We start from the raw sequence: 15,716 nt of genomic DNA, 5'->3' as shown, positions 1-15,716 counted from the left end.
TCAATTGATTATTTAGGATCCTTTGTTGTGATCAAACATTGATCAATCGACTTATAAGCTATGATCAAAAGCTATATTTATCCACAAGTGGATTTAATTAATTTTTTGTAAACTGGAAAATAACGCTTAATCCATAGCTTATTTTATTTTTATCCACAATTATGGTTTTTTTAGTGTGAAGTTGTTGATAACTTTGTTGTGTTTATTTTAAATATGATCGTTATTTTTAATGATCCACTGTTTAGCTTCCTCTTCAGGATCTATATCTTCAAGCATATCAAATGTTTTTATTGGAATGATTTCTATAGAACCTTTTGATTTTAATAGCTTATTTATATTTTTTGCTGCATAACAAAAGGTATCGTAGCTGGTATCTCCTAGACCAATAACAAAAAAGCGTAAACTAGATAGATCATTGGTTGTTTCAGATAAGTTATTAACAAAGGCTTGAATATTATCTGGGTATTCACCCGCACCATGAGTAGATGTACAAATTAGCCATGTTTGATTTTCGATTGGTATTTGAGAAAAATCGGGTGATAAATGTACTTCTGTTTGATGATTTAAAGCAGTTAATACTTCTTCACATGCTTCTGCAACATATTCACTTCCACCTAACATACTGCCAACGATTATTTGTATTGATGCCATTTACTCACCTGAATGAAATTATAATTAATGTTTTCATTATATTTTTAGCTTGGCATAGTTAAAAGGTTTTTAATTATGTTACATCAATAGTTAATTAGGTTAAGGCAATATGAATGATAAAAATTTTTGTTATAGTGCTTAGAAGCTGTTGATCTATTTATTAGAATTAAGTTGAAGGAAGCATATTGTGATAAACATTTTCAGGAATAAACTTTTTTCATTATCCATTTATTGTCGACGTGATTTTGCTGTTTTATTGTTAATTAGTTTACTAGCTGCCTGTAGTTCTGCTCCTGATAATATTAAAGACGAAACCAAAGTTGTTACCCAACAACAGCAAACTGATTTAGGTCCTTATCAACAAAATACTCATGCCCCTTCTGTTGTGACTTATCAGGTTATAGATGATCCGCTTAGATTTATTAATGAACCAATATTTTCCTTTAATGACGTGTTTTATGAATACCTGTTAACTCCTTTTAGTAAAGGTTATCAGGCGGTTATGCCTGAGCCTATTGATCAAGGTATTCGTAATTTTTTTAATAATCTATCAGAGCCTGTTTCTGCAATTAATCATTTATTTCAAGGTGAATTTAAACGTTCAGCGAATAATTTATCTCGACTATTAATCAACTCTACTATTGGGTTGTTTGGTATGTTTGATCCAGCAAGTCACTGGTTTGAAATTAATGCAGACACTACTGGTTTTGCGAAAACTATTGAAAGATATGGTGTGGGTCGAGGGGCTTATTTAGTTTTGCCTTTTATCGGGCCATCAAATGTTCGCGGTTTAGTGGCGATGCCTTTTGATCAATACGCTCATCCACTCAATCATATTAATGATGATGAAGCTGCTACACAGCTTTTGATCATTAATGGCGTGCATCGTCAAATTCCTGTGTTAGCGAAATATCCTCAAATGCTGGAGGGAGTTGATAATCGTTATGAGTTTATTCGAAATTTATACATACAAGGAAGTAAAAGAGATCAAGAGTTTGGTGAAAAACCGTTAATTATCAAGGATAAAAATAATCAGATGGATAAACATTAGATGAATAACCGTACATTGCCCGATAAGAAAATTGCTTTGTTTGCTAAAGTTATTTGTTTGTTTTTTATCATTTTAACGGGCTTTTTAGCCTGGCAAGCGACTCATTTTGAAATAGATGCTTCGGCTGATACTCTCTTAGTCGATAATAATAGACACCATATTATTAGCCAAATGAGTGATCAACGTTATGGTGCCCAAGAGTTTATTTTAATTGCTTTTAAACCTAAAAGTGGTGATATATTTTCACACGAAAATTTAGCTAAACTAACCAAGCTTGGTAATGAAATTTCGGCAATAGATCGCGTATCACAAGTGCGTAGCATAGCTAATGTACCTATTTTCGCCAATGCGACTAATTTTTCTGGCGATGTAAATTCTTTGACCTGGCAAGCACAACAATATCCAGCTGAACTTTTACAAAAAACCTTAAAAAATCACCCTTTATATGAAGGGTTGTTAGTGAATAAACAGCAAACCGCTTTAGCTTTACAGGTGGTTTTTCAGGAAGATCAAACACTCGTAAATTTACAAGCAGAAAGTCTTGCGATAAAGCAGCATTTACTCGAACGTGATTTACAGGCATCAGAAAAAGCACAGTTAGCTACTTTAAAAAACAAACAAGATGTTATTTCTAAATCACTGGATAAAACACGTATTGAAGAAATAACCCGTATTCGAAGTATTATTAAAAAATATGGTACTGAAAATGAATTTTACCTTGGGGGGAACAATTTATTAGCCTATGAATTGATTAATATTATTGAAAGTGACTTGTTGCTATTTGGTAGTATTATTTTAATTGCTGTTATTGTTATTTTGACTTATTTGTTTCGACAATTTAGTTGGGTGTTTTTACCGATATTTTGTTGCACGGTAAGTGTCATTATTACGCTAGGTTTGCTTGCGGTATTTGCCCTAAAAGTTACGGTGATTTCTGCCAATGTTATTGCTTTGCAGATCATTTTATCGCTTGCGATGATCATTCACATCATTATTCAATATCAAGAATTTGTCGAAGCTGAACGATTTCATACTCAAACAGCTTTAGTCTTAGCAACCATTAAATCTAAATTTAAACCCTGTTTTTTTGCCGGCATCACCACAACTGTTGGTTTTGCTACCTTAATATTTAGTTCGGTTCAGCCTGTTATTAGTTTTGGTTGGATGATGGTAATCGCTATGTCAGTAAGTGTGTTAGTGAGCTTGATTTTTTTTCCTGCGTTATTAATTAGTTTTTTTTCCATTCAAAAGCACGTGGCAAAACATTCGTTAATAGAAGGATTTATGTCTGGCATGGCAACTTTGGTAAATCGCATACCGACTAAAATTAGCCTATTTACCATCATTGTTACATTAGCTTTCGGAGTAGGATGTTTTAAATTAACCGCCGAAAATAGTTTTTTAAATTACTTTTCAACATCTACTGACGTTAAACGTGAATTAACATTTATCGATCAAGAGTTTGGAGGGTCAACGACTTTTGACGTGTTATATAAAATTCCAAAATCGCAGCAAAAACAACCGTTAATTTTGTCCGCCGAAACCGTACAAACTATCACGGCAATTCAAACAATGTTAAGTCAACAAAAGGCCATAGGTAATATTACTTCTGTGGCTGACTTTACTCGCATTGCCCAAGTGGTTAACGGCAAGCCTCTCACTGAATATGAACTAACGGTGTTATATAAAAGCTTAGATAAAGACATACAACAAGATTTATTTGGTGGTTATTTTTCACCTTCCAACAATGAACTTCGGATTAGTACTCGAATTCAAGACAGTTATCAGGGGTTGAATCGAGCTGATTTATTGAAAAATATTCATCAAGAATTAGCCAATTTAGGCTTAGCGAAAAGTGATTATCAACTTACTGGTTTATTTGTTTTATATCAGCATATTTTAACTAAGCTTGTTGATTCACAAATTCTAACATTATTAATGGTTTATGCCGCGATGACCGTTATTTTAATGGTGATTTTTTCTTCATTGAAAATAGCGGTTATTTCGTTGATACCTAATATCATTACTACCGCTATAATTATGGGGATTATGGGATGGTTTGCTATTCCGTTAGACTTAATGACAATCACGATTGCGACAGTCGCAATGGGAATTTCAATGGATGATACTATCCATTATGTTCATCGCTATTTAGAAGAAAATTCAAATATTAGCAAAAAGGGCAGTGCAGACTCATCAACTAAATTGAACATAATCAAACAAACTAATTTATCGGTTGGATATGCATTAATGTACACAACATTAATCATTATTATTGGTTTTGGTATGTTGGTGTTTTCCAACTTTGTACCCAGTATGTTGTTTGGTTTATTAACCAGTATTGCCATGTTTGTAGCATTGATCACCGACATGACTATTCTGCCGGTGATGTTGAAGAAGTATTTAACTTAAATTCATTACTTACCAATACAAAACGAAGAGAATATTTCGCCTAATAAGTCATCATTGGTAAATTCACCGGTTATTTTATTGAGCGCTTCCTGACATAAGCGTAGCTCTTCAGCAAGTATTTCACCGGCGACATAAGCTTCAAGTTGTTCTAATCCTACCACTAAATGATGATGAGCCTCTTTTAAAGCCGAAAGATGACGTCGGCGAGCCATAAAACCACCTTCAGTATTTCCTTGATAGCCCATTATTTCTTTTAAATGTTCTTTTAACTCTTTTGTACCTTGGCCTGTTTTTGCTGATAAGGTTATGGTTGGTAACGCATTGTTAACTTCTATCCCCGTGGGTTTACCGGATAGATCTGCTTTATTTCTTATCACACTTAACCCAATGTTTTCTGGCAATTTTTCAAAAAATTCAGGCCAAATATCTTTCGGATTTTGATATTCTTCTTTGGTGGAATCAACCATCAAGAGTACGCGATCTGCTTGATTTATTTCTTGCCAAGCACGTTCAATACCTATTTGTTCTACTTTATCAGCGCTGTCTCGTAGCCCAGCAGTATCAATTATATGGAGTGGCATACCATCAATATGGATTTGCTCCGAAAGAACATCTCTTGTCGTTCCTTCAATATCTGTGACAATTGCACTTTCTCTGCCACTAAGCGCATTTAATAAGCTTGATTTACCTGCATTTGGCCGACCCGCAATTACCACGCGCATACCTTCACGGATAATGCTGCCTTGTTGAGCTTGTTGTTGTACATCTTCTACTTGTTTAATAATGGCTTTGAGATCATTGACAATTTTTTCATCGGCAAGAAAATCAATTTCTTCTTCAGGAAAATCAATAGCAGCTTCAACATACATTCTTAAATGGATTGTTGAATTTACCATTTCATTAACCAATTTAGAAAAGTCACCTTGTAGAGAATGCAAGGCACAACGAGCAGCTTGCTCAGAACTCGAGTTAATTAAATCGGCAATGGCTTCTGCTTGGGTTAAATCAAGCTTATCATTGATAAAAGCTTGTTCACTAAATTCCCCCGGTTTTGCCATTCTTATTTTATCTATGGTTAAAATTTCTTTTAATAACATATCTAAAATAACAGGGCCGCCATGACCTTGTAGTTCTAAAACATCTTCACCAGTGAATGAATTGGGCCCTTTAAAATACAGGGCTATTCCTTGGTCGAGTACTTGGTTATCTAAGGCATGAAAAGGTAAGTATTCTGCTTTCCTTAACTCGGGTACTTTACCTAAAATGGCTTGGGCAACATTTTTTACTTCAGGACCAGATACTCTTATGATGCCAACGCCGCCTCTTCCTGGCGCGGTTGCTTGTGCAGCGATTGTTTCTTTATAGGCTTGTAACATTGCAGATTAACTCGGTTTTGGTCTTCATCATTAAATTAAGTTTATTATAAACGGTTACTTAATGATTGGATATCTTGGAATTTCGTCATTTTTAGTCAATAAAAAAGCGACTAATAAGTCGCTTTTTCGATTGGTGCAATTTACTTCGTTAGCTCGCTTTCTTTTTTTCTATGCCCGCAAATATAATTTTCATTTGAATGATAGAAATAACATTACTGACTAACCAATATAATACTAAGCCTGATGGGAACCAGAAGAAAAAGATAGTAAACATAACAGGCATGTACTGCATTATTTTTTGCTGCATAGGGTCTTGTACGGTCATTGGTTGCATTTTCTGCATAATGAACATACTTACCCCCATCAATACCGGCAAAATGTAGTAAGGGTCTTTTGACGATAAATCTTGTAGCCATAAGCCAAAAGTTGCATGGCGTAATTCAACACTTTCTAAAAATACCCAATATAAGGCTAAGAAAATAGGCATTTGAATTAGCAGAGGTAAACAACCTCCAGCTGGATTGACCTTTTCCTTTCGATACATTTCCATGGTAGCTTGAGACATTTTTTGGCGATCATCACCAAATCGTTCTTTTAGTTGCGCCATTTTCGGTGCTAGTTCACGCATTTTTGCCATTGAGGTATATTGCGCTTTCGTTAGCGGGTACATCACACCTTTCACAATAATGGTAATAATGATAATTGCCACGCCCCAGTTTACTACTAGTGCTTGTATTTGAAGTAATAACCAGTGCAACGGTGAACTGATCATAAATAAGAAACCGAAATCGACAGTTAAGTCTAATCCATCAGCGATTTTTTCTAGCGCATCTTGATCTTTTGGACCTACATAAAAGCTTGCCGAAGCAGTAGCTTGTTGTTTTGGCTCAATAATTAAAGCAGGTGATTTAAAACCTATCACAGCATCTTGATTACTTGTGAAACTGGTATACAACAAATTGGCTTCTGTTTGATTCGGGATCCACGATGAAACAAAATAATGCTGTAACATAGCAACCCAACCACCTTGGGTGGTAACGTTTAAGTTTGCATCAGCAATATCTTCAAAATCATATTTTTCATAACGTTCTTCTTTTGTTGAGTATGCTGCGCCACGATAAGTGGGTATTAAGGCACTTGATGTATCAACTAATGAAGATTGTTTTAACTGTGCATATAATTCAATACTTGCAGCTGCGTCAGAATTATTATCAATTATATAATCTACGTTAACTTTATAATTTGATTTTTCAAAGGTAAAACGCTTGATAACAGATAAGCCATTGTTTGCAACATAGCTTAAATCAATGACGAGAGGCTCTTCACCTGTTAATTGATAGTGCTTTGACTCAACTTGATAAATTGGACGACCTTTTACCACTCTATCTATGCCTTGAGCACCCGTTAACCCACTTTGTGCGATATATTTAAAGGTACCATTTTGTAACATGGTAAAGGGAACACCACTGCCTTGCTCTGTTTCATAATCGAGTAAGGTTGCTTCAACTATATCACCACCTTGAGTATTAATTTTAATTTTTAATACGTCAGTTGTGACTTCTACCAAAGCGGCGCTTGAGGTTGTTGGTTTAACAACAGGGGTGGTTGCTGTGCTTGATGCTGGAACAAATTCATCATTTGAAGATGTATTTGGAACCGACGAATCTACTTGATTAGTCGCTACCGGTTGTTGCACAGGGGCATGATCAAGCTGCCATTGTTGGTAGAGTAAAAAAGTTACTACCATAAGCGCAATGAACAGAAAACTGCGTTGAGATTCCATAATATGTTATTTCTCTTTTTTTAGTGGTGGTACGGGATCTTCTCCACCCGCATTTAATGGATGGCATTTTAGTATACGTTTGCCTGCTAACCAACTACCTTTTATCACACCAAAGCGATTTATTGCTTCAATGGCATAAAAAGAACAAGTTGGAGTGAATCGACAATTGTTGCCAAGCAGTGGGCTAAGCCAACGTTGGTAGGCTTTTACGAGTGATATTGCTATTAATTGTGGCGTTGAATTATTTTTCGCCATATTTTTTCTAATTGTCGTCTAATTTCTTGGTTATCTAACTTGTCAGTACCCGATTTAACCATTACTACCATATCTACACCAGGTAAGTTGTGTTGATTAAGTCGAAAACTTTCTCGTATTTGACGTTTAATTCTATTGCGTTGAACCGCTAATTTAACGCGTTTTTTAGCAATAGCTAAACCTAAGCGATTAGTTTTTTCTGGGTTGGGTGTTATGAGAACAGTAATATGATTAGAGCCAAAACGTAGAGGTTTTGTAAATACTGTTTGGAATTGACCGGGAGTCAACAAACGTGACTCCCGATTAAATTCGTAAGTAACCATTTGGGTTACCTGCTTTCTATTGATGATTCAACAAAAAGTTTAAGCGCTAAGACTTGCACGGCCTTTAGCACGACGACGTGCAATTACAGCACGGCCGTTTTTAGTTGCCATGCGAGCACGGAATCCGTGATTACGCTTACGTTTTAATACGCTAGGTTGAAATGTTCTTTTCATTACGCTATCCGTCGGTTGTTGTTGCCCTGGCATAACCGCCGTTTTGAGCACACTGGGTCTAAAAAAGAGGCAGAATTCTATACATTATAGGAATAATTGTCAACGGCTAATATCAATATAATAACAAAAGATCCTTTATTGATCTTTGTGTGATCACATTACTATCCACAGTTTGATAACAAAATTAGATCATGTTGTTGATTATTTGTCCTTTTTATGGTTCTAAATAGTAATTTATTCTATCTATTATATTTTAGTGTTAATAAATTATAAGTTAAATATTGTGTTTTTAATCAAAGTGTTAAGCGTTTGTTTCTCCTGAGGTGTCATTTATTTTTCAGACACCTGTTGAAGTTGTGGATAACTAAAGAGATAATGCCTTATCAAATAAAAATAACATTATTAAAGCCTACCTTTTTCGTAAATTGTTGGCATTAAATCAGCTAGGAGCTTTTCTTGGATCACTCTTTGTGGCAACGTTGCCTTTCTATTTTGCAAGAAGAACTTCCTGCTCAACAATTTAGTATGTGGATCCGACCACTTCAATGCGTGATCGATGATAATATTATGACCTTATATGCACCTAATCGGTTTGTACTTGATTGGGTGCGTGATAAATATGTTGCACGCATCACTGAATTAGTTTCATTTGAAGAAAATGGCAATCCACCTTTATTACGTTTTGACGTGGGAAGCATACCAAAAGTAGCACCTGCTCCAGTTAACAACGAGAGTCACTTTGCTCCTTCTATGAGAGAGAGTAGGCCACAACAAAATATAGATCCTGAGCCTAATATCCCCAAAAAAACCAACGTCAGAGTTAATTATACTTTTGATAATTTCGTTGAAGGTAAATCTAATCAGTTAGCCAGAGCTGCTGCGTCTCAAGTAGCCGATAACCCTGGCTCTGCTTATAATCCTTTATTTATTTACGGCGGAACAGGATTAGGTAAAACCCATTTATTACATGCGGTTGGTAATGGTATTTTGCTCAATAAGCCTAATGCCAAAATTGCTTATATGCATTCAGAACGATTTGTTCAAGATATGGTAAGAGCGCTACAAAATAATGCCATGGAAAAGTTTAAACAATACTATCGCAGTGTTGATGCGCTATTAATCGATGATATTCAGTTTTTTGCCGGAAAAGACCGTACTCAAGAAGAGTTTTTTCATACCTTTAACGCTTTGCTTGAGGGTAATCAACAAATCATTCTCACCAGTGATCGTTACCCTAAAGAAGTTGATGTTGAAGATAGACTTAAATCTCGTTTTGGTTGGGGCCTGACGATAGCGATTGAACCACCTGAGCTTGAAACCCGTGTTGCAATACTAAAACGCAAAGCCCAAGAAAGTCATATTAATTTGGCTGATGAAGTTGCTTTTTTTATTGCTAAACGATTACGTTCAAATGTGAGAGAATTAGAAGGTGCTCTTAATCGTGTTATTGCTAATGCAAATTTCACTGGTAGAGCAATTAATATTGATTTTGTTAAAGAAGCGTTAAGAGATTTACTTGCCTTACAGGATAAGTTAGTTACTATCGATAACATACAGAAAACTGTTGCTGAGTATTACAAGATCAAAGTGGCTGATTTACTTTCAAAAAGAAGAAATAGATCTGTTGCTAGACCTAGACAAATTGCAATGGCATTATCTAAAGAATTAACAAACCATAGCTTACCTGAAATAGGTGATGCATTTGGCGGAAAAGATCATACAACTGTGTTGCATGCTTGCCGGAAGGTAAAGGATTTACGTGAAGAATCCCACGACATTAAAGAAGATTATTCTAACTTGACTAGAACTCTTTCATCCTAATAATAAGGTTAAGAACAGTAGGTAACCAATGAAGTTTTCATTAAACAGAGAATTATTATTAAAGCCTTTATTACTCGTTTCTGGAGCAGTAGAAAGGAAAAGCACATTACCTATTTTGGGTAATATTTTGCTTGATGTAAGTGAGCAGTCACTTACTTTAACGGCCACTGATTTAGAGCTTGAAATGGTCTCTTACGCAGTTGTTGAAAACCAAGGTGAAGATGGTAAATTAACAATTCCTGCGAGAAAATTACTCGATATTTGTAAAAGCTTACCTGAAGGTTCTTTAATTAATTTTGAATCTGATAACGATACAGTGACGATTTCTTCAGGCAGAAGTAAATATTCCTTATCTACGCTACCGGCGACTGACTTTCCTAATATTGAACAATGGAAAGGTGACGTGGAATTTAAACTGTGTAAATCAGAGTTATTACGTCTTATTGAAAGCACACATTTTTCAATGGCTAATCAAGATGTTAGATACTATTTAAATGGTATGTCTATTGAAACAGAAGGTACTGAAATACGTTCTGTCGCAACAGATGGTCACCGATTAGCTATTTGTAAGCTAGCTAACGAATCACTTGAATTGCCAAATCGGCAAGTGATTGTTCCCCGTAAAGGTATTTTAGAAATTATTCGCTTACTTGATCCTGTCGAAGAAGACGTTCAAGTATTTTTAGGTTCTAACCATATTCGAATTATTGATAATGAGTTCTCGTTTACCAGTAAACTAGTCGATGGTCGTTTTCCTGATTATCGTCGAGTTTTACCAAGAAACGGTGATAAAATTTTAAACACGGATAAAGACCAGCTTAAGCAAGTTTTATCAAGAGCGTCTATTTTATCTAACGAAAAGTTTAAAGGGGTTAGACTTAACTTTGCTAATTCAGAGTTAAAAATTACCGCGAACAACCCTGAACAAGAACAAGCGGAAGAAGTCATAGAAATAGAGTTTCCTTATGATGAAGTTGAAATTGGTTTTAACGTAAACTATGTGCTTGATGTTTTAAATGCCATTAAAGATCCTGTTGTTAAATTTACTCTAGCTGATGCAAACAGTAGTGTCGTTATTGAAGGTGAAAACTCCGGTGAAGCAATTTACGTTGTAATGCCAATGCGTTTGTAAATGTCTGTAAAAGAATTACACACTATAAATTTCAGAAATTTAGCTTCCAATAAATTAGCGCTACATTCAGATTTAAATTTTTTAGTTGGTGATAACGGTAGTGGTAAAAGTAGCTTATTAGAATCTTTATTTTATTTAGGTCACGGTAAATCATTTAGAACAAGTAAAGTTGATAGTTTAATTCAAATTGGTTTTGATGATTTTATTATCAGTGTTAAATCAAATGAAAATACTCAATTGGGTATACAAAGAAATAAACTTGGCGAAAGCAAAATCAAGATTAACGGTTTAGCATCTTCTAAACTTTCTGATTTAGCGAAGAATATAGCAGTTCAAATTGTAACGCCTGAAAGTTTTAAATTGTTTTTTGGTGGTCCAAAAGAAAGAAGAAAATTTGTAGATTTAGGATTGTTTCACGTGGAACATTCTTTTTCATCTGAATGGAAATTGTTTCAAAGAGTCTATAAACAAAGAAATGCTTGTTTGAGAACAAAGCTAGGATTGGAACAATTGGATTACTGGACAGATGAATTTTGCCGGCTATCTGAAAATATCGCTTCATTAAGAAAAGGCTACATAGAAAGTTTAAAGCAAGAATTACATTATTGGTTGAAAATTATGTTACCCAGTTATGGGAAAGATATTTCAATTCAATATTTACAAGGTTGGAATAATAAAAAAGAATTATCTGACATATTACAAGAAAACAAATATAAAGAATTAGAAAAGGGTTTTTCTTTATATGGTGCACAGAAATTTGATATACGGTTTTTAATTGATAATGCTTCAATCGAACATCGTTTATCAAGAGGACAACAAAAGTTGTTTTTGCTCGCGTTAACTTTCGCACAATCTAAATTGATTGAACAAGTTAAACGAATAAAGCCAATTTTACTGATAGATGATATAGGTGCTGAACTAGATCATAGTTCACGAAAAGCTATGTTTTTAGCTTATCAGCAACTAAATTGTCAAACGATAATATCGGCAATTGATAGGGTCGCACTGGAACCTTTAATTCCAGACGATAATAATTACAACATGTTTCACGTGGAACATGGACAAATTAAAGCAATGATTGAGTAGGCTAAACGCTATGACAATAGAAAATGAATATGGCTCGGATAGTATTAAAGTTTTAAAAGGACTTGATGCAGTTCGAAAAAGACCTGGTATGTATATTGGTGACACGGATGATGGCACTGGTTTACATCATATGGTTTTTGAGGTGTTGGATAACTCTATAGATGAAGCGTTAGCAGGTCATTGTAGTGATATTATTGTGACTATCCACTTAGATGGTTCTGTATCTGTAAAAGATGATGGACGTGGAATTCCCACCGATATGCATCCAGAAGAAGGGGTTTCTGCTGCAGAAGTTATCATGACAGTATTACATGCTGGTGGTAAATTTGGTGGTGAAGATTCTGGCTATAAAGTATCAGGTGGTCTTCATGGTGTTGGTATTTCCGTTGTAAACGCTTTAAGTAGTAAGTTAAAACTTAATATAAGAAGAGGCGGGAAACTCTATGAGCAAATTTATCAAGCAGGTGAACCTGAAGCACCATTGGCCGTTATTGGTGAGAGTGAACGTACAGGTACAGAAGTAAGATTTTGGCCAAGTGCTGAAACTTTCTCTGATACACTTTTTCATTACGACTTATTAGTAAAAAGAATTCGTGAATTATCATTTCTAAACTCTGGTATTTCAATTCGGTTAATTGATGAAAGAGAAGAAGGTAAAGAAGACCACTTCCATTTTGATGGTGGTATTCAAGCGTTTGTTGATTACCTTAATACCAATAAAACAGCAGTGAATGAAGAAATCTTTTACTTTGATTTAGAACGTGAAGATGGAATTATTGTTGAAGTTGCTATGCAATGGAATGACGGCTTCCAAGAAAGTATTCATTGTTTTACAAACAATATTCCACAAAAAGATGGCGGAACCCATTTAAGTGGTTTCCGTACAGCATTAACGAGAACGTTAAATAGCTACATGGTTAAAGAAGGTTTAAATAAAACCAAGAAAGGCGGTAGTACAGAAACAAGCGCGTCAGGTGATGATGCCCGTGAAGGCTTAACAGCTGTTATTTCAGTGAAAGTTCCAGACCCGAAATTTTCTTCGCAAACCAAAGATAAATTAGTTTCTTCTGAAGTTAAGACTGCCGTTGAGCAAGCAATGGGTGAAAAATTAGGTGAGTACTTATTAGAAAAACCAGCCGTTGCTCGTACAATTATTATGAAAATAGTTGATGCAGCAAGAGCTCGTGAAGCAGCACGTAAAGCACGTGAAATGACCCGAAGAAAAGGGGCATTAGATATTGCAGGTTTACCTGGAAAACTTGCAGATTGTCAGGAAAAAGATCCTGCATTATCTGAACTCTATATTGTGGAAGGGGACTCTGCTGGCGGCTCAGCTAAGCAGGGACGAAATCGTAAAAACCAAGCCATCTTACCGTTGAAAGGTAAAATATTAAACGTAGAAAAAGCACGCTTTGATAAAATGATATCTTCACAAGAGGTAGGAACGTTAATCACAGCGCTTGGCTGTGGTATTGGTCGAGATGAATATGATCCGGATAAATTACGTTATCATAGTATCATTATCATGACCGATGCTGATGTCGATGGATCTCACATTCGTACTTTGTTATTAACATTTTTCTATCGTCAAATGCCTGAGATAATGGAAAGGGGTTATATTTATATTGCGCAACCACCACTTTATAAAGTGAAAAAAGGTAAGCAAGAACGCTATATAAAAGATGATGATGGTTTAACAGAATATTTAACAACATTAGCGTTAGATAATGCGGCCATTCATGTCAACGAATCTGCTCCACCAATTGCTGGAGCTGCATTAGAAAAATTGGTAAATCAATTTAGAGATGTAACGGCAACAATCAAAAGATTATCTAGACAGATACCCGCTGATATCTTAGAAAAAATGATATACAGCTCAACGATCAATGTAGAAGATTTTGCTGATAAAGCTAAGGTAGAAGCATGGACAGCAAACTTACTTGCTCAGTTAGATAACCAAGACGGTAATGGTTCACTTTATTCTGTGATAGTGAAACAAGATAGTGAACGCAACGTCTATTACCCGAGCTTTATTGTTCGTAAACACGGAATTGATACAGAATATAATTGTAGTTTTGAATTTATTGATTCAAAAGAATTTGGTTCAATTATCGCCTTGAATTCAGCAATTAACGGATTAATTGAAGAAGGTGGCTATGTTAAACGTGGTGAAAAAGTTAACTATGCGACGACCTTTGAAGAAGCATTAGATTGGTTGATGGCTGAGTCAAAACGTGGACAATATATTCAACGTTATAAAGGATTGGGTGAAATGAACCCAGATCAACTTTGGGAAACTACCATGGATCCTGAAACACGTAGAATGCTACAAGTGACTATTGAAGATGCTATCGCGGCTGATCAATTATTTAATACCTTGATGGGTGATCATGTAGAGCCACGTAGAAACTTTATTGAAGATAACGCCTTGAAAGTGGCGAATTTAGATATATAGTATATATATCAGTCAGTTAAATTAAAAAAGAGCCGTGTTGGCTCTTTTTCTTTTTGGTAAAGTAAGTATCAAATGGCTTATAAACTATCTAAATTAGGATAACAAAAGCTATAAAATTAGAGTGATATAGAAAAATGCGCTAACACTATGAACGGACATCAAAAAGTTTGGTGCCTAAATTGAGTAATAACTCGAGAAAATTGCTTAGGTACCTAGGCGATTAATCAGACAAACGGTATACTAGCGCAAGAAAATTTTTAACCAGTAAAAAATCGGAAAATCATGAGCACGTTTAATAGTAAAACATTCCAAGGTTTAATTTTGCAATTGCAAGATTATTGGTCACGTCAAGGTTGTGTCATTGTTCAACCATTAGATTTAGAAGTAGGTGCTGGTACGTTTCATCCTATGACGTTTTTACGTGCTGTAGGACCTGAACCAATTAGTAGTGCTTATGTTCAACCATGTCGTCGTCCTACAGATGGCCGATATGGTGAAAACCCAAATCGTCTGCAACATTATTATCAATTTCAAGTAATGTTAAAGCCGTCACCCAAAAATATTCAAGAACTGTATTTAAATTCGTTAAAAGAATTAGGTATTGATCCATTAGTTCATGATATTCGTTTTGTTGAAGATAACTGGGAATCACCAACATTGGGTGCGTGGGGTTTAGGTTGGGAGATTTGGTTGAATGGCATGGAAATCACGCAATTTACTTATTTCCAACAAGTTGGTGGATTAGAGTGTACTCCTGTTACTGGCGAAATTACCTATGGGTTAGAACGTTTAGCAATGTACATTCAAAACGTGGATAGCATCTATGATTTAGTTTGGACAGATGGACCAATGGGTAAAGTACTTTATGGTGATGTATTTCATCAAAATGAAGTAGAGCAATCTGCCTATAATTTTGAACATGCAGATGTAGATGCATTGTTTACACAATTTGACCAGTGTGAAAAAGACAGCCAAAAATTGATTGAAGCAGGTTTGGCATTACCCGCTTATGAGCAAGTGATGAAGGCATCTCATGCATTTAATTTACTAGATGCAAGACATGCTATTTCAGTAACAGAACGCCAACGTTATATTTTAAGAGTACGTGCTTTATCGAAAGCATGTGCAGAAGCATATTATGCAACTCGTGAAGAACTAGGCTTTCCAATGTGTAAAAAGTCAGATGAGCGAGGATAA

At 35.2% G+C, this 15,716-nt stretch carries 13 protein-coding genes; 7 read left to right on the top strand and 6 right to left on the bottom strand.

All coding sequences use genetic code 11. The features are described from left to right. Positions 1-207 precede the first annotated feature (207 nt). Positions 208-651 carry an FMN-binding protein MioC gene (gene mioC, locus RM573_RS11750; protein ID WP_311582005.1) on the bottom strand — a complete coding sequence of 148 codons (444 nt, stop codon included), beginning with the start codon at positions 649-651 and terminating at the stop codon, positions 208-210. A gap of 187 nt (positions 652-838) precedes the next feature. Between mioC and RM573_RS11745 the strand changes: the two genes are divergently transcribed. Continuing rightward, positions 839-1,702, top strand: a complete 864-nt coding sequence (locus RM573_RS11745; RefSeq protein WP_311582002.1) for an MlaA family lipoprotein — start codon at positions 839-841, stop codon at positions 1,700-1,702. Beyond that, the gene (locus tag RM573_RS11740) at positions 1,703-4,114 is read left to right on the top strand and encodes an efflux RND transporter permease subunit (RefSeq protein ID WP_311581999.1); all 2,412 of its coding nucleotides are present in this window, start codon (positions 1,703-1,705) and stop codon (positions 4,112-4,114) included. 5 nt (positions 4,115-4,119) lie between these two features. Here RM573_RS11740 and mnmE read toward each other — a convergent pair whose 3' ends face one another. From mnmE to rpmH, 5 genes are all read right to left on the bottom strand, one after another. After that, entirely contained in the window at positions 4,120-5,490 is a 1,371-nt protein-coding gene (mnmE, locus tag RM573_RS11735) for a tRNA uridine-5-carboxymethylaminomethyl(34) synthesis GTPase MnmE (RefSeq protein WP_311581996.1), read from the bottom strand. A gap of 148 nt (positions 5,491-5,638) precedes the next feature. After that, the gene (gene yidC / locus RM573_RS11730; protein WP_311581993.1) at positions 5,639-7,273 is read right to left on the bottom strand and encodes a membrane protein insertase YidC; all 1,635 of its coding nucleotides are present in this window, start codon (positions 7,271-7,273) and stop codon (positions 5,639-5,641) included. Between the two features lie 6 nt (positions 7,274-7,279). Then, positions 7,280-7,528, bottom strand: a complete 249-nt coding sequence (gene yidD, locus RM573_RS11725; protein ID WP_311581990.1) for a membrane protein insertion efficiency factor YidD — start codon at positions 7,526-7,528, stop codon at positions 7,280-7,282. After that, entirely contained in the window at positions 7,498-7,851 is a 354-nt protein-coding gene (rnpA, locus tag RM573_RS11720) for a ribonuclease P protein component (protein WP_311581987.1), read from the bottom strand. Before rnpA ends, yidD begins: the two co-directional genes overlap by 31 nt. 39 nt (positions 7,852-7,890) lie before the next feature. After that, on the bottom strand, positions 7,891-8,025 hold the full coding sequence (rpmH, locus tag RM573_RS11715) for a 50S ribosomal protein L34 (RefSeq protein WP_033080930.1): 135 nt from the start codon (positions 8,023-8,025) through the stop codon (positions 7,891-7,893). 456 nt (positions 8,026-8,481) lie between these two features. Between rpmH and dnaA the strand changes: the two genes are divergently transcribed. The 5 genes from dnaA to glyQ all read left to right on the top strand — a co-directional run bounded on the left by dnaA (position 8,482) and on the right by glyQ (position 15,716). Further along, positions 8,482-9,846, top strand: a complete 1,365-nt coding sequence (gene dnaA, locus RM573_RS11710) for a chromosomal replication initiator protein DnaA (protein ID WP_311581979.1) — start codon at positions 8,482-8,484, stop codon at positions 9,844-9,846. Positions 9,847-9,874: 28 nt separating this feature from the next. Continuing rightward, positions 9,875-10,978 (top strand): DNA polymerase III subunit beta, encoded by a 1,104-nt coding sequence (dnaN, locus tag RM573_RS11705; protein ID WP_311581976.1) that lies wholly within the window; start codon positions 9,875-9,877, stop codon positions 10,976-10,978. Further along, complete coding sequence (gene recF / locus RM573_RS11700) at positions 10,979-12,064, top strand: DNA replication/repair protein RecF (RefSeq protein ID WP_311581974.1); 1,086 nt, start codon at positions 10,979-10,981, stop codon at positions 12,062-12,064. Between the two features lie 10 nt (positions 12,065-12,074). Further along, positions 12,075-14,519, top strand: coding sequence for a DNA topoisomerase (ATP-hydrolyzing) subunit B (gene gyrB / locus RM573_RS11695; RefSeq protein WP_311581971.1), 2,445 nt, complete (start codon positions 12,075-12,077; stop codon positions 14,517-14,519). 282 nt (positions 14,520-14,801) lie between these two features. Further along, the gene (gene glyQ, locus RM573_RS11690; protein WP_311581969.1) at positions 14,802-15,716 is read left to right on the top strand and encodes a glycine--tRNA ligase subunit alpha; all 915 of its coding nucleotides are present in this window, start codon (positions 14,802-14,804) and stop codon (positions 15,714-15,716) included.

It is taken from the genome of Thalassotalea castellviae, assembly GCF_031846185.1.
Taxonomy (GTDB): Bacteria; Pseudomonadota; Gammaproteobacteria; order Enterobacterales; family Alteromonadaceae; genus Thalassotalea_H; species Thalassotalea_H castellviae.
Note: the sequence above shows the minus strand (reverse complement) of the source record. Positions and strands in the feature narration are given on the sequence as shown.

Bases quoted from the DNA above. Each gene is read 5' to 3' on its own strand.
- mioC (WP_311582005.1), bottom strand. From the start codon at position 651: ATGGCATCAATACAAATAATCGTTGGCAGTATGTTAGGTGGAAGTGAA.
- rnpA (WP_311581987.1), bottom strand. From the start codon at position 7,851: ATGGTTACTTACGAATTTAATCGGGAGTCACGTTTGTTGACTCCCGGT.
- gyrB (WP_311581971.1), top strand. From the start codon at position 12,075: ATGACAATAGAAAATGAATATGGCTCGGATAGTATTAAAGTTTTAAAA.
- dnaN (WP_311581976.1), top strand. From the start codon at position 9,875: ATGAAGTTTTCATTAAACAGAGAATTATTATTAAAGCCTTTATTACTC.
- recF (WP_311581974.1), top strand. From the start codon at position 10,979: ATGTCTGTAAAAGAATTACACACTATAAATTTCAGAAATTTAGCTTCC.
- rpmH (WP_033080930.1), bottom strand. From the start codon at position 8,025: ATGAAAAGAACATTTCAACCTAGCGTATTAAAACGTAAGCGTAATCAC.
- yidC (WP_311581993.1), bottom strand. From the start codon at position 7,273: ATGGAATCTCAACGCAGTTTTCTGTTCATTGCGCTTATGGTAGTAACT.
- RM573_RS11740 (WP_311581999.1), top strand. From the start codon at position 1,703: ATGAATAACCGTACATTGCCCGATAAGAAAATTGCTTTGTTTGCTAAA.
- yidD (WP_311581990.1), bottom strand. From the start codon at position 7,528: ATGGCGAAAAATAATTCAACGCCACAATTAATAGCAATATCACTCGTA.
- mnmE (WP_311581996.1), bottom strand. From the start codon at position 5,490: ATGTTACAAGCCTATAAAGAAACAATCGCTGCACAAGCAACCGCGCCA.
- glyQ (WP_311581969.1), top strand. From the start codon at position 14,802: ATGAGCACGTTTAATAGTAAAACATTCCAAGGTTTAATTTTGCAATTG.